The organism is Arthrobacter sp. NPDC057013, assembly GCF_042674585.1.
Taxonomy (GTDB): Bacteria; Actinomycetota; Actinomycetes; order Actinomycetales; family Micrococcaceae; genus Arthrobacter.
This window is the reverse complement of record NZ_JBHUSE010000020.1, coordinates 1-19,141: the sequence shown is the minus strand read 5'-3', so window position 1 is coordinate 19,141 and position 19,141 is coordinate 1. Positions and strand designations below refer to the sequence as shown.

Here is a 19,141-nt window from a genome sequence, read left to right as displayed (position 1 = left end):
TCGGCCACGGAAAGGGGTGCAGACGCCGTCAGGCTGGCAGCAGCGCAGGACTAGCTGTACTGCCCAGGCCACGGCCACGCCTAGAGAGGCGGCTTGCCGCGGCTTCTGTCTGGCTTGCCCCTGATGCCCGCGGCCTGCTTCTCGCTGTGGTCACCGGCGAACAGGAGGGCTCGGCGAGGAACTGCCGGCTGCCATGAAAACCGCTTGCCTGACGCAGCTGACGGCTGTTCCAGAGTGACAGTTATCTTTTCGGGTGGGTAAGCGTTAGCCCAGAACTTTCTGCGCGTCGTGGATGCCCGATTCCCTTTACGGCGCTCATGCCGCGAGTGTCTCCTACCAGTCGATGGACAGACGCGACATTCGCTGGCGGGTTCCTGATAAGTGCGCTTATCGGGGCATGGAGAAGGACTGCCTTCGCGTGACGTGGTGAGGGAGAAACAACCGCAGTCAGGTCCCGGATAAGATCACGAAGGGCTGTGTGGCCCCCCTGCCATGGTTCGTTGGTGTTGGAGGTGCTGACGATGGTCTCCATGGTTCATCGCTGGCTCAAAGGTGCATGCGTGCCCGGGTGAATCCGCTCAAACCGAGTCAGACCGGGTCGACACCTGTAAGATCGGGTCAGACCGCTACCAGGCGGCCGCCGGCAGTCCCGAGGAGTGCAGTAGTGAGCGAACCGTGGCTTGCCGCCGACGCAATCGCAGCCCACCTCGGCGTAACCAAGGAGACTGTCTACACCTGGATCGCCGAACGATCCATGCCGGCCCACAAGGTCGGCAGGCTCTGGAAGTTCCAGACCAGCGAGGTCGACGCCTGGGTCCGCAGCGGCGGGGCCGCGATCTCGGACGAGGGCGATGGCAGTGGAAGACCCTGAGCAGAGTTGGCGGTCCGGGAGGCCTGCTCTCGGCCCTGGGTACATGCATGAACGTAGAAAGATTGAACTGTGGCGCTGAAAAAATCTGACCTTTACTCCTCACTGTGGAGCAGCGCCGACGAGCTGCGCGGATCGATGGACGCCAGCCAGTACAAGGACTACGTCCTCACGCTGCTGTTCGTGAAGTACGTCTCCGACAAGGCGAAGGCAGACAAGTCGGCGCTTATCTACGTCCCCGACGACGGCTCCTTCGACTACCTGATCTCGCTCAAGGGCAAGCCCGACGTCGGCGAGAAGGTCAACGTCGCGATCAGGCGTCTCGCTGAAGAGAACGACCTGCTGGGCGTCATCAACAACGCAAACTTCGATGACCCGGCCAAGCTGGGCTCCGGCAAAGAACTGCAGGACAAGGTCTCGAACCTGATCGGCATCTTCCAGGACATTGACTTCACCGGCTCCAAGGCCGAAGGGGATGATCTCCTGGGTGATGCATATGAGTACTTGATGCGGCACTTCGCCACCCAGTCGGGTAAGAGTAAAGGCCAGTTCTACACCCCGGCCGAGGTCTCCCGCGTGATGGCGCAGCTGCTCCAGATCCCTGTAAACACTCCGAAGTCCACCACCGTGTACGACCCAACCTGCGGCTCCGGGTCGCTGCTGATTAAGGTCGCCGACGCCGCCCCGAACGGCTTGACCATCTACGGCCAGGAGAACGACAACGCCACCTGGGCGCTCGCGCGGATGAACATGATCCTGCACGGCAACGAGACCCACGACCTGCGCCAGGGCAACACACTGGCCAACCCAAAGTTCACCTACAACGGCAACCTCCAGACATTCGACTACCTCGTGGCCAACCCGCCATTCTCTGTCAAGAGCTGGCGCAACGGCTTCGATTTCTCCTTCGGCCGATTCGACGGATTCGACACCCCGCCCGACAAGAACGGCGACTACGCGTTCCTCCTGCACATGGTCAAGTCGTTGCGGTCGCGGGGCAAGGGCGTTGTCGTCCTCCCGCACGGTGTGCTTTTCCGCGGAAACTCAGAGGCGAGGATCCGCACCGAGCTGATCAAGCGTGGCTACATTAAGGCGATCATCGGTCTGCCGGCGAACCTCTTCTACGGCACCGGCATCCCCGCTTGCCTGATCGTGCTCGACAAGGAGGACGCCCAGGCCCGCTCCGGCATCTTCATGATCGACGCATCCAGAGGCTTTGAGAAGGACGGCCCCAAGAACCGGCTGCGCCCGCGCGACATGCACAAGATCGTCGATGCCTACACCAGCGGCAAGGAGATTGCGCGCTACTCCCGCATGGTGCCGGTCAGCGAGATCGCGGATCCGAAGAACGAGTACAACCTCAACATCCCGCGCTACATCGACTCTTCCGAGCCCGAGGACATCCAGGACCTCCGCGCCCACATGCAGGGTGGTATCCCGGACCGCGACCTCGACGCGCTCCAGCCCTATTGGGATGCGTTCCCGAACCTCCGCAGTGAACTCTTCCCACCGCTGCGCCACGGCTACTCGGCGCTCGCCGTCGACAAGTCGGACATCCAGGTCAGGGTCACCCAGTCACCCGAGTACGGGACCTTCGCGAACGGCATCGCCGACACCGTCGACGCCTGGTGGGCGGACAAGCGCAAGTTGCTCGTGGACATCTCACCGACGACCCGCGCCAACGATCTGATCCAGAACGTCTCCGAGGCGTTGCTGGAGGCCTTCCGCCCACGCCCGCTGATCGACGAGTACGGCGTGTACGAGCAGCTGATGAGCTACTGGAACGCCTCGATGCACGACGACGTCGCCCTCATCGTCAGCGACGGCTGGGACGGCTCTGCGAGGCCGCGCCTGGCTCGCACCTGGAAGGACAAGAACAACAAGCCCAAGTACGAGGAAGCCCACATCGTTACGGGTGCTCGCGCCACCGCGAGGCGCTGGGTCATGGACCTGATCCCGCCAGAGTACGTCGTCGCCCGGTTCTTCCCAGAGGAGAAGGCGGAGCTCGATGGTCTCATCCTCGAACAAGAGGCCGCTAGCCAGGCGGCCGAGGAATACACAGGGGAACATGCAGTCGAAGAAGGCCTGCTCTGGGAGGCCGTCGAGGACAACAAGATCACCAAGGCGCTTGTGGCAGGACGCCTGCGCGTGGCTAGACGGGAGGGTGCTGAGGCCGATGAGATCGAGGCACTGCAGCATGTGATCAAGCTCTACGAGGCGGAGGCGGCTGCGAAGAAGTCGGTCAAGGACGCTAGCGCGAAGATCGAGCAACTGGCCCTTGCGCAGTACGAGAAGCTCACGACGGACGACATCCAGTCGCTGGTAATCGATGACAAGTGGGGCGGCACGATCCGCCGCCACATCGGGGCGGAGGTGACTGCGCTTGGGCAGGCGCTTATCGCTCGCCTCCGTGTCCTTGGCAATCGCTATGAGTCGACTGTTGGTGAACTCGAGGCCGAGGTAGAAGCTTTGAGCGCCAAGGTCGCTGCGCACCTGGCTGTGATGGGGTTCGACGGATGACAACTGCCATGTACGAGCTGCCCATCGGATGGCAGACAAGGCCGCTTGGCGACTTGGGTCGTGTCGTTCGGGGTGGCTCGCCTCGGCCAGCAGGTGACCCTCGCTACTTCAATGGATCGTTCATCCCTTGGTTGACGGTCGCTTCCCTTACATCTATCCCGGCCAGCCAGATCCGGGTCAGCGAGACAGCAGGGTGCCTGACGGAAGAGGGGGCGAACCGAAGTCGGACGCTGCTACCGAACACATTAGTACTTGCTAACAGCGGCGCGACCCTTGGAGTCGCAAAGATATTGGATCTCCGATGCTGCGCAAACGACGGTATTGCAGCATTGATCGACCAACACGCTGGGAACCGGGAATTCATCTGCCAGTACCTCAACACGCGAACTGCGTACCTCCGCGACGTTGTGGCACCTGGAAACGGACAGCCAAATCTGAATACATCGCTTATCAAGGACATTGAGGTTCCCTTTCCCCCTGAGCCCGAGCAGGAAGCGATCGCTGAAGTTCTCGCTGACGGAGACGACTTAATCACGAAGCTCGTCCGACTCATCGCGAAGAAGCGTGATGTCCAACAGGGCATGATGCAGGAACTCCTCACGGGCCGCTCTCGCCTCCCCGGCTTCACGGGCGAGTGGAAGCTACTCCCGGTGGCGGACAACTCGCATCTTAAAGCCCGTATAGGCTGGCAGGGTCTCACTACCGGCGAGTATTTGACTTCTGGTGAGTATCGACTCGTCGGTGGCACTGATTTCAAAAACGGCCACGTCGATTGGGAATCCACCGCGTTCGTGGACCAGTGGCGCTTCGACCAGGACAAAAATATTCAGCTTGTGGACGGTGATGTCCTCATAACCAAGGACGGCACCATTGGGAAAGTGGCAATTGTTGATTCGATGCCGGGCCCGTCAACGCTGAACAGCGGCGTATTCGTTCTCCGCCCGAAGCGTGGTGCGTACGATTCAGAATTTGTTTACTGGATGCTGCGGTCTCGCGTATTCGAAGAGTTCGTTGCTGGTCTCAGCGCGGGCTCGACCATCACCCACCTCTACCAGCGAGACCTGGTTACCCTCGAACTTTTGGTTCCGCCTACGCTCGAAGAGCAAGCAGCGATTTCCCGAATCTTGACAGATGCTGACGTTGAAATCGTGGCCTTGGAGCGTAGCTTGGAGTCGGCGCGTGCGGTGAAGATCGGGATGATGCAGGAACTGTTGACGGGCAGGACCCGCATGCCGGTGATGGAGGAAGCATGAGCACGGTCGGGCAGAAGGAGCGCGAGACCCAGGAGCGGGTGGTCAAGCTCTTTCAAAAGAAGCTGGACTACACCTACGGCGGGAACCTGAAGGATCAGGACAACCGCAACGTCGATGAAGCCAAGCTCCGTGCTTACCTGCTTCGTCGTGGATACGACGAGGCTCTGGTCTCTCGGGCGGTTCATGAGCTCTTGACCGCTGCAGCGTTCGGCGGCGGCTCTTCGTTGTACGATCAGAACCGCAAAGTCTATGAGCTGCTCAGATTCGGCGCGAAGGTCAAGACCGACGTCGACCAGACCACCCAGTCGGTCCACCTGATCGACTGGACCAATCCGGCGATGAACGACTTTGTAGTGGCCGAAGAAGTCACAGTCAAGGGCCAGCATACGAAGCGACCCGACCTCGTCCTCTATGTAAACGGGATCGCGCTCGGTGTGGTGGAGTTGAAGCGCTCGACGGTGAGCGTCGCCAGCGGTATCCGTCAGAATATCGGCAACCAGCGCCACGACTTCGTCCGCCCGTTCTTCACAACGGTCCAGCTGCTGTTCGCGGGCAATGATGTCGAGGGGCTGCACTACGGAGTGATCGAGACCCCGGAAAAGTACTGGTTGCGGTGGAAGGAGGAAGGCGAGAACGCTGACCTTGACCTGGCGATCACCCAGATGTGCTCCAAAGAGCGCTTCCTGGAGATCATCCACGACTTCATCGTCTACGACGCGGGCGTGAAGAAGTCCCCGCGCCACAACCAGTACTTCGGCGTCAAGGCCTCTCAGGCCCGCATCGCGAAGCGCGAGGGCGGCATCATCTGGCACACCCAGGGATCGGGCAAGAGCCTGACGATGGTATGGCTGGCCAAGTGGATCCTGGAGACCCAGCATGATGCCCGCGTCCTAGTGATCACCGACCGCACTGAGCTGGACGACCAGATCGAGGGCGGCTTCTCCGGGGTTGGGGAGAAGATCGTCCGCACTCAGTCGGGCGCGGACATGCTCGCGATGCTCAACACCTCGAACCCGCGGCTCATGTGCTCTCTGGTACACAAGTTCCGCGGCACCGACGAAGAGGCCCGCGACAAGGACGCCGAGGACTTCGCGAAGGACCTCAAGACGAAGATCCCCGACGGTTTCAGGGCCAAGGGCAACATCTTCGTGTTCGTCGACGAGGCCCACCGCACCCAAAGCGGCAAGATGCACCGCATCATGAAAGACCTGCTGCCGGGGGCGATGTTCATCGGCTTCACCGGCACGCCGCTGCTGAAGAGCGACAAAAAGACCAGCATCGAAACCTTCGGGTCGTTCATCCACACGTACAAGTTCGACGAGGCCGTCCGCGACGGTGTTGTACTCGACCTGAAGTACGAGGCCCGCAAGGTAGAGCAGGAGCTCCAGGGATCCACGGCGGTCGACAAGTGGTTCGACGCCAAGACCCGCAACCTCACCGACCTGTCGAAGGCGCGGCTGAAGCAGAAGTGGGGCACGATCCAGAAAGTATTCTCCTCTGCACCCCGCTCGGCGCAGATTGTCCAGGACATTCTCATGGACATGGAAACCCAGCCGCGGTTGCTCAGCGGCCGCGGCAACGCCATGTTGGTGAGCGATTCGGTCTATCAGGCCTGCACGTTCTACGAGGCCTTCGTGAAGAGCGGCTTCAGGGGCAAGGTCGCGATCGTCACCAGCTACAAGCCCAACCCGACCGCGATCTCCAAGGAAGACGCGGGTGAGGGCGACACAGAAGAGCTCCGCAAGTACGAGATTTACCGGCAGATGCTCGCCGACTACTTCGGCGAGCACCCCGACAAGGCCATCAGCCGGGTCGAAGAGTTCGAGACCGATGCCAAGAAGAAGTTCGTCAACGAGCCCGGCCAGATGCGGCTGCTCATCGTCGTCGACAAACTCCTGACCGGTTTCGACGCGCCGAGTGCGACGTACCTGTACATCGACAAGAGAATGCGCGACCACGGTCTCTTCCAGGCGATCTGCCGCGTCAACCGTCTTGACGGCGACGACAAGACCTACGGGTACATCGTCGACTACCGTGACCTGTTCAAGTCGCTCGATAAGACCGTCACCGACTACACCTCCGAAGCGTTCGGCGAGTACGAGGCCGATGACGTCGACGGACTGATCAGCGACCGCAATGAGCAGGACCGCAAAGATCTCGAGGAGGCTCTTGACGCCGTCCGGGCTCTGTGCGAGCCGGTCGCCCCACCCAAAGGCACGCTCGAATACCAGCACTATTTCGTCGCGTCCACGCCCGGCGATGCCGACCAGATCAAGGATAACGAACCCAAACGCGTCCTGCTCTACAAGTCCGTTGCCACCCTCGTACGCGCCTTCGGTGCCGTCGCCAGCGACATGGAAGCCGCCGGCTACACGACCGCTGAGATGGCGTCGATCAAGGACGAGGTCGCCCACTACGCCGCCGTCAAGAGCGAGGTCGAGGCCGGAGCCGGCGAGAACATCGACATGAAGCAGTATGAGGCAGGGATGCGCCAACTGCTCGACAACTACATCAATGCCAAACCCGTCGAACAGGTCGCCGACCTGGAGAAAACCCTGGTCCAGCTGATCGTCGAGCGCGGGCCCGACGCCATCGACACGCTGCCACCTGGAATTAGGGGCAGCAGCGCAGCCACGGCGGAGACGATCATCAACAACGTCCGCAAGACGATCGTCGACGAGCACGCGATGAACCCGCGCTACTACGAGCACATGTCCGAACTCCTCGACGCACTCATCGAGAAGCAGAAGGAAGACGCCGAGGACTACGCGGACTACCTCCGCAAACTCATGGAGCTGACGAAGAAGGTCGGCACCCGGGAGGCAGCAGACGGCAAGGCCTACCCGGAATGGGCGAGCACACCAGCGCGTCGGGCGATCATGGACTTCGGATGGCGTCCCGAAGGTCTGGTCGTCGACCACGAAGCACTGCATCACCGAATTCAATCGAGCAAGGAACACGGATGGGCCGACGCCGGTGCCGGCAGGATGAAGGAGCGCGCGCTCGCCCGTGAGCTGCGTAAGGAACTCCCAGGTGTCGAAGAGGAATCACTGGCGGAGTTCATCGAACTGTTGAAGAACAACGATGAGTACCGTTAACGCCTACCTCACCGTCGCCGGCCTTGGCGTCGACGTCGTCTACAAAAACATCAAGAACCTGCACATCTCGGTCTACCCGCCGGTGGGCCGGGTGCGGGTCGCCGCACCGCAGCGGACTACTGAAGAAGCTATCCGGCTCGCGGTGGTGCAGCGGCTCTCGTGGATCAGGCGTAAGCGGGAGCAGCTCCAAAACGCAGACAGGCAGACTGAGCGCAGGATGGTCTCGGGGGAGACGCACTTCGTGTGGGGGCAGCGGTATCTCCTCGACGTCTCCAAGACGAGCGGTGCGTACGGTGTCGAGATCAAGGGCAATACGCTCTGGGTGATCACTCCATCCGGAACCGACGCCGCCGGGCGGTTCGGGGCACTGGATCGGTGGTACCGGCGTGAGCTGAAGGCCGCCGTGCCCGCGCTGCTGGAGAAGTGGCAGCCGATCCTCGGGGTCGAGGCTGACAAATACGTCGTGCGCCGGATGAAGACCAAGTGGGGCACCTGCGTCACTACGTCACGAACGATCTGGCTCAACCCGGAGCTGGCGAAGAAGGACCGGCGGTGCCTGGAGTACATCGTCGTCCATGAACTCGTGCACCTTCTGGAACGTGGCCACGGCGAGCAGTTCGTGGCCTTGATGGACCAGGCCCTTCCCGACTGGCGGGCACGTCGCGACGAGCTGAACGAAGCCCCGCTCGGGCACGAGGAGTGGGGAGAATGCGAGCGGGCGTGATGAAAAAAAGCAACCGCAGGGCCTGGTGCAGGTGCTGACGAACGTTTCATCAGGTCATGCTCGTGTTCCGGCGCTAAGCAGCCTTCTTCGCGGCCCGCAGCGCCAACGCCTACGCCCTCGAAGAACGAGCCGAAAAGGCCGCAGAACAGCGATACTGCTTGAACCGCATGGGTGCCGCCGCCCGCGGAGAGCTGACCGTCGAGGAATATGTATGCAGCGTTCCTCAAGCTGATGGGCGAAAGGGTCTTTTGGCCGGAAAGCTGAGCGCGACGGATTGGGACCTCTACCGACGTGGTTCAATCCCAGGTCTCGCCAAACCAGCAGCTGCCATCTTTGTGCTCCTGGATGACCAGGACCCGCTCCTCGCCGAGCAGGATGATGTCTTCGTAACTGAGCATGGATCCAGTCCAGCATCGGTCGCCGGCAGCCGGTAGGGGAGTCGTGGCCTATGTTGAAAACCGCGAGAACTTCCGGACTAGGCAGCTGCCTCGATGAGCTCGCAGAACGCACCCTCTGGCTCGGAGGGAACGGGTCATAAATGGGCGGCCGGTGTTCCACTCAAGAGCGCGGGTGGCTGGTCCTGGTTGAGGCCTGGCGGCCCGAGGGGTCCTACGTCTCGGGCGGCGGGCTTTGCGGCCCGAAAAGCCAGTTCCATCCGGCATTCGCGGTCCTGAACATTAGAAAGATCGCGATTATGCCAAGCAAAAAGGAATTGGGGGTCGACAACGCCCACACGCCTACAGCCATTGAGGCCACGAAACCGAGAACAGCTTCCCGCCCCCATTGGGATCTGGTCTTCATGGGCACAGCCTACAGAACCGGAACGGTGACGAACACCGAAGCGATGCCGGATTCCGACTCTCAAAGTGGGTCCATCCACGACGACGTGTCCACACCTACGAAAGTGCTGTTCATGACAAGCGGGCACGGAAATGCGGTCGGCTGTCGGTCCTCGCTGGCAGAATGTGACAGTGGCACGCATACAGCTGGAGGCTGGGAACGACCTCGTCCAGAGGCTCGCACACGAGAACGACCCGATCAAGGCGGTCATCGAGCTCGTCTGGAACAGTCTGGACGCCGACGCCCACGACGTCGTGGTGACTCTTCATCGCAATGATGCAGACGGCGTGATCGGTGCCGAGGTCACTGACGACGGCCACGGGATGGCCCCCGAAGAACTGTCGTCTGCCTTCCGATGGGTGGGCAACTCGTGGAAGTGGGCAGCGGGACGCAGCAAGGGTGAAGAGCGCCCACTGCATGGTCGCCTCGGCCAAGGCCGGCTGCGCGCATTCGCCCTCGGCACCCAGGTCGTTTGGGAGACAGTCGCAGACAGCCTGGATGGCAAGCGTCTCAGGTCGGTCATCCGCGCCTCCGCAGACGCCAGGAACGACTTCGACACATCAGATCCGGTGAGCACTGATGAGAGTACGGGCACCCGGTTCGTGGCATCCGGGCGCGATGGACTTGACCGCCTTAGCAGCGACAAAGCGAGCGACCGAATCACGGCAACATTCGCTCCTTACCTCATCGCTCGACCGGACGTCTCGATCACCTACGACGGATCGCGGGTCCGGCCCGAAGAGAGCATTGACCTCGATACCACGTACGACCTGGAGTGGGCGCACGAGGGTATCACACGGCACGCCAAGCTTCGCATCATCGAGTGGAAGGTCGGCAACGAACGGGCGATCCACCTGTGCGACGGCGCGGGTGTTCCGGTCGACGCTGTCGACAAGGCCCCGGCCCCCGACTTCCGCTACTCCGCGTACGTTCTCTGGGATGAGATGCCTGAGCATCACAACGAGTGGATGTTGGCGCACCTGGAAGCCACGCCGTCGATACTCGGGCTACTGCTGGCTGAAGTAGACGAAGTGCTGGAAAAGCATTTCGAGTCACGTCGCGCCCAACGACGTCGCGAACTCGTGGAGGAATGGAAGGCAGGAAATGTCTACCCCTACGAGGGCGAGCCAGCAACGGAGGAAGAGAAGGTCGAGCGCGCGACCTTCGACGTGGTCGCCACCTCGATCCGCAGACACATCCCGAGCGGCAGGCAGCAGAAGAAGCTGACGCTCGGACTCCTGCGTGAGTCCATCCAGCATCGGCCGAGTGACGTGTCCGTGCTGTTGGATCAGTACGTCGGCCTCCCCGCCGACGAGCGCGAGCAGCTCGAGCACCTCCTCAGGCGCACCAGCCTGTCGCGGGTGATCCAAGCCTCGAGCAATGTTACGAACCGACTCGAGTTTCTGCGTGCGCTCGAGCTGATGGTCTTCGACCCGGAGGCCAGCAAGATGATCGGGGAACGGGCGCATCTGCACCGCATCCTGGAAAGCGAACTGTGGGTGTTCGGCGAGCAGTACAACCTCATGATCAGCGAGCGGGGCCTGACGGCCGCCCTGGATCGACACCGCCAAATCCTGGACGAACCGCGCACCGACTCGACGCCCGTAAAGCTGCTCGACGGCAAGTCCGGCCGCCTGGACCTCCTTCTCTCGGTCGCCGCCACCGAGCACGACCGCAACAGGCATCTCGTGGTTGAGCTTAAGGCCCCCAAGGTCGTCGCTGGCCCGAAGGAGCTCGCCCAGATCAAGGCATACGCCAAGGCGATGGCCAAGGACCCGCGGTACGCGAGCAGCACGACCGAGTGGGACTTCTGGCTCGTGACGGGTGAGATCGACGAAGACGTCCGGCAGGAAGCGAACCAGCGAGGCCGAGAGCGCGGCCTCGTGTTCGAGCCGGACCTGCCTGAGGCACCCGGGGCCAAGGTCCGCGTCTGGGTGCGAGACTGGGGTCAGATTATCGACGATGCGCGGCGTCGGCTCGACTATTTCCAGAAGAGCCTCCAGCACGACCCGTCGCTCGACGATGCACGTGACTACCTCCGCCGCAACCATGGTGATGTCATTCCTGAGGCCCTACTTGCAAGTGCCGAAGAAACGACCGAAGAGAACTCTAAGATCTGATCAGACCCTGATCGATGCGCCGCTTGCCATGAACCTACCAGGCCCTCCACAGAGGAGCGGCACAATCAGCAGGATGACGACGGCGCTGCCCGACCTCTGGACTGACTGGTGCTCGGTCTCAGGCGTGCCTGCCGGAAAGATCGACGAGACCTCACTCTCTCGCTTTACACGGCAGGCACAGCCATCCCGGGCTGTGCTCGCAGAACTACGCCGGCGGATGGCTCCCAAAGGTCCTGCAGCCCCCGCGTGGCCGCGCGATCGCCGTGAGGATCCCGGTTCCCTAGAGCGGCTGATCCGGCGCGGTACGGCAATCATCCAGCGCCCGGACACCCACTGGGTCTTCAGGCTGCGGCTGCGCCGGATGCTGTTCTCCGCGGTGCTGCTCGCGCCTGCGTCGCACGGCGGCCTCGGGCTGGACAGAGCGGGGGCGCTTGGGTTGCGGCCGGACAGGATGAGCGAGCTGCGCCAGGGGATTGGCATCGCCGAGGACCCGAGCGCCTGCCCGGCGTGCGCCACCTGGTCGTGGCTCGATGTGATCGGCACCAACAGCGGGTGGTCCCACGGTTCCGTCCGGGCTCTGGGGCACCGCCGCGACGAATAAGGACCCGCGCACCGGCACCTGCGGCCGGATCCCAATCCGGACTGGTACCTTTGCATCGGCATGCTGCCAGCTGTGGACCGCTGGGGTTGGATCGACGCCTACCGCTCCATGCATCGATCCTCGCTGTCGGCAGTCATCAGCGCCGTGGCATTGCTGCTCGACGGTCCGGAGCCCGCACCTGATCCGGGGCCAGCTGCGGCTGCGGTGCAGGCCAGTCCCCGGCGGCAGATGACGCGCGAGGAGGAAGAGCGGATACTCAAGCGCGCCGATGAACTAACCGCCCGCGTCGAGGTGATCCTTCGCGAGTTCGACGCCGGCCGATAAAGTCGTGTGTATGGGAAACAACTGGGAGCAGGTCCTCGGGACCAAGGGTGCAGGCCTCTCCGACGCCTACGACCAGAGCGCCTCCGACGCGCTGTACCAGGACCATCCAAACGCAGCTCCACCATCAAGTCCGGAAGACCCGGGGGATGAGGTCGTCCGCCTGCCGTTCGACGAGAGCTGAGCCTCCAAGGCTCCCACGGCGGGACGTCCGTTTCGGGACATAGTCCCATGTCAGCGCGCATGCACACTTAGGTGTGCACTCCCCCGGGAACCGGGAAGACCATGCCCACAGAAAAGGACTTAGTACAGCCCTCTGCGTTGGCACAGCCTAATAAGGCCATTTTTGACGCTCCTTGCCCTGATGGGCACCGGGGAGGCCTGAGCCCAGGTCTTCCCCGGCCAGAGGCCCTGGAACCCGGATGCCCAGTCGCTCACAGGAAGCGCATTCCTGCCTAGGCAGCTATTGAGGGTCTTCGTAGTGCTAACCCACCTCTGCTTTAAACATTCACCGGCGGCAAAACTGCGGCCTCATTCTTGGTGTGCTGCTGCTGGCGGCGCGTTTCATGCGCCTGGGTAGGATCCTGGCCGGAGAACGAAAGACCTTCTGCGCGAGATGGTCGAGACACCGCCAGCCGTCAGACTCCCAAGCCCGGATCTCGGTACGCCGTTCCCTTGTCTATGTTCCAGCCAGCGACCACTCCCGAGCCGATCATGATGTCGCTGACCCTAGCAAGGTGATAACTAGGGTCAGCCTCGAGAGCGAGCTGAAGGAACTGGTGCGCCTTGCTGCCTCTGCCTTCCCACCAATTGATGAAGGCCACCGCGGTGAGGATGGGGGCCGAGTGCTTCGTGCTGCTGTGCGTGTAGGCATGGAGGAGTAACTGCTGCGCCCATTCGACTCGGGACCACTGCGGCTTATCGTGGGTTTGGGCGAGGAGGATCCGATCCATGCGTTCGTCAATGCCTGGGATGTCGGCCATCAGCCTGTCGCGAATGAAGGGGAACTGGAGATCCGCGATCAGGTTCACGATTTCATCCCGGTCCGGGTAGCTGTGCGACTCAAGCATTTCCATCCAGCGTGCCCTGGCTTGCTCGAGCGCTTCCCCTACTTTCAGGCCTCCGAGTGCAGCTACACGGTCGCGGACAGCATCCGTAGTTTCGGTTTCTTTCGTTGATGCGGGCAGAGTGATCCGATTTGTCGGTTCGATGGTGCTGCCGCGGTAGACGAATTCCGCGTTGATCTGGCTGGACTGTGTTGCCGCGAGCGGGAGCGACCGACCGTCCTCGGAGTTTCCATCGTATTGGGAGACCCTTTCATTCCCGACCAGGAGTCCATCGCGGATGGACATCCCCCGTTCGGCGAGGGCACCAGTCAACGCGGCGATGGTTGCCGCCTGGGGCTTGACCGGACCGGCCTGCTCTTCCTGAGAGGTGTACACGGCAAATAGCACACTTTCGGCATTGGTGTCATGGGCAAGGTAACCCGCCACCGTCTGCGCGTAGCTGATCTCAGTGCCCGGCTTCGGCAGATCAACGCGCAGTGTCGCGCCAACATGCTTATCCGACAAGGTGATGCAGACCAGGCTTTCGCGGGGCCAGAACCCCAGCGTGTGGCCGACGAAACTGAGAACGTCGGCTGGGGTGCGGATAGTGAGCTCTTCCATGATCCTTCTCCTTTATATCGGCCGGCGGACCGCGGATGCGCCCGTCAGTTTTCGGCGTCAATCTGATAGGAGAGCCACCGCTGGGCTTGGAGTCCGGACGAAGGGACGGAGGAGCACCGAATGAACTCTTGGTTCGTGAACGGCGCGCCGCCCACAGGTGCCAGAGGGCCTGCCCAGCGATGATCGGGATCAGAATGACAAACAGCGAAGTTGCTTTTGTTCATTCATGGGCAGGTGCGGGCACCGCGGCATGACCAAGGGGCCGCAGTTCACGGGGAAGATTATTGGGTCAGCTGCGCGCCGGATCGCCTTTCGAGTGCATGTTCGGCGCGTTCGACGACGGTCCGGTCGTGGGCGTCCAGGCGCCGGGCAGCTTCGGGGTTGGCCATTTCACAGTCACGTATTTCTACCAACCACCGGTGAAGCTGGGTTTCAGCGTGCCCACAGAAGAACGACAGCCGGCTGGCGCGTCTATCCTGCAAAACTAACTCGTGCTGGCCAAAGGCTATGCGGTTCCATATAGGACTGATTTCCCAGAGCAACAGTCTGGTGCGGAGCCCGAACGTGCCATGCTTGAGACGTCCCGCGAGCCGGGGGAGAAGTAGCCCGAGGCTGACTAGGAGCACGGCGCACGTTTCGCCCACCCAATAGAAGCTAGTGAGCACAGCAGCCGTCGGGCTGGCGGTGCCTTCAACCTTGATGACCGCCCCGTAGAGCAGCCGGTCGAGAAGGACCAGAGCGAACAAGACGCAACCGACGGCGATGAGGGTGAACGCCGATCGAAACGCCGGCGTACGCATGTGAGGAATGTTGCTCCTGCATACCCGGGCTATGTCGACGCAGATCCACATGATGAAGGCCGAGCCGGTCCAGAGGAAAACTGCCATCCCGGGCTGGTCACCGTATGTCAGGGGAAGGTTGGGATCGGTGAGATCTACACGGCTGGTGAGAAATCCTGCAGTAACTGCCGCGCAGGCGGCACCCGCAGCCCAACGGCCCAAGGTGAGTTGCCGCCGTCGTACTTCTTTGTCCGCGACCGCAGCCAGCAGGATGGCAGTTCGGAACTGCCAAAACCCAAGAAGTAGAGACAGGAGGGTGGCAAGCCCTACGCGGTTCTGGCCACCGAGCAGCGGATCGATGCCGTAGTAGACGGCGGGGACATACAGTGTGCAGGCAATTGCGGCCAGGATAGTCGCGCGAAATACGCTGCCGCGGTCAGGATCTCGGGCGATGGGCAGCCGAAGGACAGTAAGCACCCACAGCGCGGCTGCGGGGACGGCTTCCATCAGCCGAACACCTGGCGAAAGGCCAGCGGCTCGGGCAGGCTGGGGACCTCGCTGTTGATGATCCGCATTGCAAGCTGGTCGGCGAGGGCCTCGGCTGTGAATTCGGCGTCATCTGTGTAGCTTCTGCGGCCGAGAGCGCGGAGTACCTCGACGCCGAGGTCCGGGAGGAATGCCGTGACCAAGTCTTCGGTCGGTTCCTCGAGGTCATGCTGAAGGATCATGTGGCTGAACTCGTGCAGGATGATCTGTTGCCGGTGCCAGCTGGATTTCACTGTTGAGTGCAGGACTATGTCGTGGTCGGCGCAGATAAGCCAGACACCGCACAATTCTGATCCGCGCATGCCGGGGAGTTCGTCGACGATGATGGGACGGCCGCGTTGCATTTCCAGTTTGTTCTGGATGTACAGAAGCGTCGCGTCGTCGGGCAGACCGAAGCCGTGCTCCGCTCGCCGGGCTATCTTTCGGGCTTCACGATAGTTCATTGCTTCGGGCCGCGGGGGAGTGGGGAACATTGACCGGACCGATCTGGTCCAGTGAATACCCGTTCGGGTATAGGGACGAACCGGCTTTGCCGGGCGTGAAATGCGGATGCTTCTTGAGCGGCCGACGACGGCTTATTGTATTCCGCACTGCTAGTCCCGTTTTGAGGGCGGCCCGGGAAGCCCTGGTGGAGTTCGGGAGGCCGAGCGCCGCGGTGAGGTGGTCGTCGTCGAGCATTGTGCTGATGATCTGTTTGGCCAAGGGGCGCAGGGGAGCGGGCAAACGGCTTTGGAACACCTGGACAGTGGTGTCCATGAGACGCTGACCTTCGGCGGATGGCGCGACATGCGCAGCCTCGTAGGCGTCGAAGAACGCCTCGGCTTCAGCGTATGTTCGGGGCACGCTCGCCATGCTCATCCGGGAGCCCAGTTCGGAGAAGAATCGCACAGCGGCCGCCAACTCTGCTGTTGTGGGTTGGCGCCACGCGTGCTTCTGCGTCCAACGGATTGGGACCACGAGCAGTGTGAGGAGGACATAGAGGAAGTCGTCTTTGCTGCCGGGGACGTTGCGATGCACGCGGTTAAGCAGTCCAACCATTTCGCGGCCGCGCTCGCTGTCCAGTCCGCAAGCGATGAGCTCGTAGATGACGATGGCGGTGTCGTAGGAGCGCTTCATGGGGCGCTCCTGGATTTCGGCGTTGCTGTGCAGTGTTGAAGCGATACTCGGGATGGCGAAATTGCGGTAGTACGAGAGGAAGAAGCCGAGTTCCATGTCTGCCGCAAGGTCGAAGAGAGCCATGTTCCGGAAGGTGGCCTCCCAGTCCTCGGGGTGGGTGTTCTCCTGGCGGTGCCGGCTCACGGCTTGCGTGTCGTGGATGTTCATCGTGCCCCTTCGCCGTGCCTGAGAGTCTGCGCTCGAAAGTGGGGCACCAGCTCCCCAGCTCGCGTGACCGATTCCATGGTAGGACGGTTAGATCAACGTGGCTAGTCAATCGTAGACGGGTCTACGAGGCGGCGGTCCTTGCCTCATTTGCCAGCGCTTTGACGAGGCCTTTTTCTCCCTGTTTCATCATGAGCGCATGGGCTGCCGTGAAGACCGGTGCAGCGATCGGCGTAAGGAGGTTCATCCAGCGCTGGGTCGGGTGGACACGCCACTCGATGTCCATGCGCGTGGCTACACCTTGTTTCTCGGGGGTGAGCACTACTCGCCCGGTGCCGTTCAAATGTCCGCCGGCATCGAAGTCAATTTCCTGGGGTGCAACTACATCTGTTGGGTGGATGCTGATGGTGAGCGCGTAACCCAGCGATGCCTTGAAGTTGAGGTGGGCGGTAGTCGCCTTGAGGATGTCTTCCTGGGAGTTGCTCACGGCTTTGGTGCGTACCAGCGGCCCCGCGAAGCTGCAGCGTGGCCACCAATTGGGCCAACTCATGTCGATGTCGGCGATTACCTCCCAGACTTGCTCGGGAGTCGCCGGGAGGTGCCAGGTGGAGCTGAGGTCGAAGAGGCGTGGGGTCATAAAAGCCATTTTGGCATTACTGTGCAGTGTTCGGGGCTGAGCACCTTGGGTAAAGGGCTGGAGTAGATTCGAATCCTGCGGCAAGCCAATGCCTCGAGTAGCCGGGCCGACAAGAACCTGCATGTCGCTCTTCTTTGCCGCACTGCCGTTAGGGACACAGCCAGAAGTTTCAGGTTGCGACCAGAAGCTTCTGGGGTCGGTGTGAGAATAAGAAGAAACGAACCCCATTCTGGTGGCCCTTGCGCACTCACGCGATGTCAGGTTGGGGTGTGCTCTAACCAGGCAGCTAGCTGTATCGTCAGTCGTGAAGCCCGCGCCGATTTTGTGCCACAACGCGACATTGAATTGGGTGTCTTGCTCTAGTTGTGTTGCTGGCGGATGAGTCCGAAGGGCACTGCAGGGTGCGCCCGGACGATGTAGCGGCCGGGTCCGATTCGGGTGATCATGATCCCTGTCTCGTGACGAATGGCTGCGGCTTTTACCGTCTCGACCGCATTGTTCAGGGCGTGGTCGATTTGTGAGGCGACGTCAACGATGACATCGACCATTCCTGGTGATGGATAGGTTTGTGCTGTTGCTGTCACGGGACCTCGTATTTGCAGGAAAGTTGTTATCACAGCTGTGACTGAAGGGTGCGGGGAGGGTAGAGGCGGCGGTGCTGCGCCAGCCGCCTCTACCTTTCTCGCTGCGACCTGTGCTTACACGGTTGCTGGCGTGAGGGTGATCCCGTGGCCGTGGCCGAAGCATGGGCTTTGGGTGTCGAAGGGGACATCTTCGCGTGAGTTTTCGATCGCAGCCATGCTGTTGGGCAGATCGAACGGGAGTTTGCCGGTGAAGGCAGTGCGTCCACGAAGGGCGTCGACCAGGACTTGGTCGCTGGCGCCGAATTCGCCGACGAGGCCGGCGAGGTGTGGGAGGAGTTCCTTCACGACGGCGGGACGTTCGAGGTAGACGGCTGCGACCGTCGGGGCTTGGGCTGCGAGCTCAGCGATGCGCTTTAGGGTGTCTTGCGGAAAATCGAGTTGGCCGCGGTGGAAGAAGTCACCGAGCGCGTTATCGGGGTCGGGCTGCCATGGTGCATCAAGGCGGACGAGGTTGACCTCGGCATGGGCCGGGGTGGCGACAATTTCGAAATCGTGCTCAACAGTAGACCAGTCGATGCCTTCGGAGTAGACTCTCGTGCCGGCCCGGAGTGGGAGGGTGTCGTCGGTCTTGAGTAGCGTCAGTGACGCCGCCTGCGCGTCGATGCCACGAGCTTTAAACTCCCGGTTCGTCCCGACCTCGCGTGCGTTTTCAACATCGACGTAGCGGTTCTCGAAGAGGCCGAGTTTGAACTTTTCCTGCAGCAAGCGTGCGACCGAACGGTCTACAAGCCCCTCCTCGAGCTGACCGTCCCTGACTGCCTGAACAACCCGCCAGGTGCAGCTGTCGCCGCCGAACTGGTCGACTCCGGCGCCCATGCCGATGGCCAGGCGTTCGGTCGGCGTGAGCTCTTCCAGACCGTACCCATTGGGGCCAAAGGTCAGGCCGGCGTGGAAGGTGGGTTCGAGGAGGAACCAGTCGCTGACGACGATGCCGTCGAAGCCGTACTTGCCCCGGAGAAGATCTCGGATCACTGGTTCGTTGAAGGCGAAGCCGCGCTCCTGCCAGTCCGTTCCTACCGGCATGCCGTAGTACGGCATGACCTGGGTGACTCCGGCTTCAAATGCTGCCTCGAAGGGGCGGAGGTGGAGTTGCTGCTGTCCGCCGGGATAGACCTGTTCAGGGAAGCGTTTGTCGTGGGCGTCGTCACCGCGAAGCTGTGGGCCGGCACCGGGGAAGTGCTTGACGACCGCGGCTACACTTTC

General features: G+C 61.8%; 16 protein-coding genes. 9 read left to right on the top strand and 7 right to left on the bottom strand.

What is annotated here, in order from left to right; all coding sequences use genetic code 11:
• The first annotated feature begins 664 nt into the window (after positions 1-664).
• The 9 genes from ACFTSA_RS19800 to ACFTSA_RS19760 all read left to right on the top strand — a co-directional run bounded on the left by ACFTSA_RS19800 (position 665) and on the right by ACFTSA_RS19760 (position 12,529).
• Positions 665-871, top strand: coding sequence for a helix-turn-helix domain-containing protein (locus ACFTSA_RS19800; RefSeq protein WP_377953475.1), 207 nt, complete (start codon positions 665-667; stop codon positions 869-871).
• A gap of 69 nt (positions 872-940) precedes the next feature.
• Positions 941-3,388 (top strand): N-6 DNA methylase, encoded by a 2,448-nt coding sequence (locus ACFTSA_RS19795; protein ID WP_377953474.1) that lies wholly within the window; start codon positions 941-943, stop codon positions 3,386-3,388.
• Positions 3,385-4,641, top strand: a complete 1,257-nt coding sequence (locus ACFTSA_RS19790) for a restriction endonuclease subunit S (protein ID WP_377953473.1) — start codon at positions 3,385-3,387, stop codon at positions 4,639-4,641. Before ACFTSA_RS19795 ends, ACFTSA_RS19790 begins: the two co-directional genes overlap by 4 nt.
• On the top strand, positions 4,638-7,739 hold the full coding sequence (locus tag ACFTSA_RS19785) for a type I restriction endonuclease subunit R (RefSeq protein ID WP_377953471.1): 3,102 nt from the start codon (positions 4,638-4,640) through the stop codon (positions 7,737-7,739). The genes ACFTSA_RS19790 and ACFTSA_RS19785 overlap by 4 nt, the downstream gene beginning before the upstream one ends.
• Positions 7,726-8,463 (top strand): M48 family metallopeptidase, encoded by a 738-nt coding sequence (locus ACFTSA_RS19780; RefSeq protein ID WP_377953469.1) that lies wholly within the window; start codon positions 7,726-7,728, stop codon positions 8,461-8,463. Before ACFTSA_RS19785 ends, ACFTSA_RS19780 begins: the two co-directional genes overlap by 14 nt.
• A 971-nt stretch (positions 8,464-9,434) precedes the next feature.
• Positions 9,435-11,423 (top strand): ATP-binding protein, encoded by a 1,989-nt coding sequence (locus ACFTSA_RS19775; RefSeq protein WP_377953468.1) that lies wholly within the window; start codon positions 9,435-9,437, stop codon positions 11,421-11,423.
• A 217-nt stretch (positions 11,424-11,640) separates the two neighbouring features.
• Positions 11,641-12,024 (top strand): hypothetical protein, encoded by a 384-nt coding sequence (locus tag ACFTSA_RS19770; protein ID WP_377953466.1) that lies wholly within the window; start codon positions 11,641-11,643, stop codon positions 12,022-12,024.
• 60 nt (positions 12,025-12,084) lie between these two features.
• A complete protein-coding gene (locus ACFTSA_RS19765; protein ID WP_377953464.1) occupies positions 12,085-12,348 on the top strand; it encodes a hypothetical protein in 264 nt (87 codons plus the stop codon).
• 10 nt (positions 12,349-12,358) lie between these two features.
• Positions 12,359-12,529 (top strand): hypothetical protein, encoded by a 171-nt coding sequence (locus ACFTSA_RS19760; RefSeq protein ID WP_377953462.1) that lies wholly within the window; start codon positions 12,359-12,361, stop codon positions 12,527-12,529.
• Between the two features lie 454 nt (positions 12,530-12,983).
• On the opposite strand, the gene ACFTSA_RS19755 is transcribed toward ACFTSA_RS19760, so the two are convergent.
• The 7 genes from ACFTSA_RS19755 to ACFTSA_RS19725 all read right to left on the bottom strand — a co-directional run.
• Positions 12,984-14,012: a DUF4192 domain-containing protein gene (locus ACFTSA_RS19755; RefSeq protein ID WP_377953461.1), complete on the bottom strand. Its 1,029-nt coding sequence runs from the start codon at positions 14,010-14,012 to the stop codon at positions 12,984-12,986.
• A 281-nt stretch (positions 14,013-14,293) separates the two neighbouring features.
• Positions 14,294-15,298 carry a hypothetical protein gene (locus ACFTSA_RS19750; RefSeq protein ID WP_377953459.1) on the bottom strand — a complete coding sequence of 335 codons (1,005 nt, stop codon included), beginning with the start codon at positions 15,296-15,298 and terminating at the stop codon, positions 14,294-14,296.
• Positions 15,298-15,780 carry a hypothetical protein gene (locus tag ACFTSA_RS19745; RefSeq protein WP_377953458.1) on the bottom strand — a complete coding sequence of 161 codons (483 nt, stop codon included), beginning with the start codon at positions 15,778-15,780 and terminating at the stop codon, positions 15,298-15,300. The genes ACFTSA_RS19750 and ACFTSA_RS19745 overlap by 1 nt, the downstream gene beginning before the upstream one ends.
• A complete protein-coding gene (locus tag ACFTSA_RS19740; protein ID WP_377953457.1) occupies positions 15,767-16,660 on the bottom strand; it encodes an oxygenase MpaB family protein in 894 nt (297 codons plus the stop codon). Before ACFTSA_RS19740 ends, ACFTSA_RS19745 begins: the two co-directional genes overlap by 14 nt.
• 121 nt (positions 16,661-16,781) lie before the next feature.
• Positions 16,782-17,417 (bottom strand): SRPBCC family protein, encoded by a 636-nt coding sequence (locus tag ACFTSA_RS19735; protein ID WP_377953455.1) that lies wholly within the window; start codon positions 17,415-17,417, stop codon positions 16,782-16,784.
• Between the two features lie 236 nt (positions 17,418-17,653).
• The gene (locus tag ACFTSA_RS19730) at positions 17,654-17,878 is read right to left on the bottom strand and encodes a hypothetical protein (RefSeq protein ID WP_377953454.1); all 225 of its coding nucleotides are present in this window, start codon (positions 17,876-17,878) and stop codon (positions 17,654-17,656) included.
• Between the two features lie 114 nt (positions 17,879-17,992).
• The coding region (locus ACFTSA_RS19725) for a glycoside hydrolase family 3 N-terminal domain-containing protein (protein ID WP_377953453.1) at positions 17,993-19,141 on the bottom strand (1,149 nt) is incomplete at its 5' end.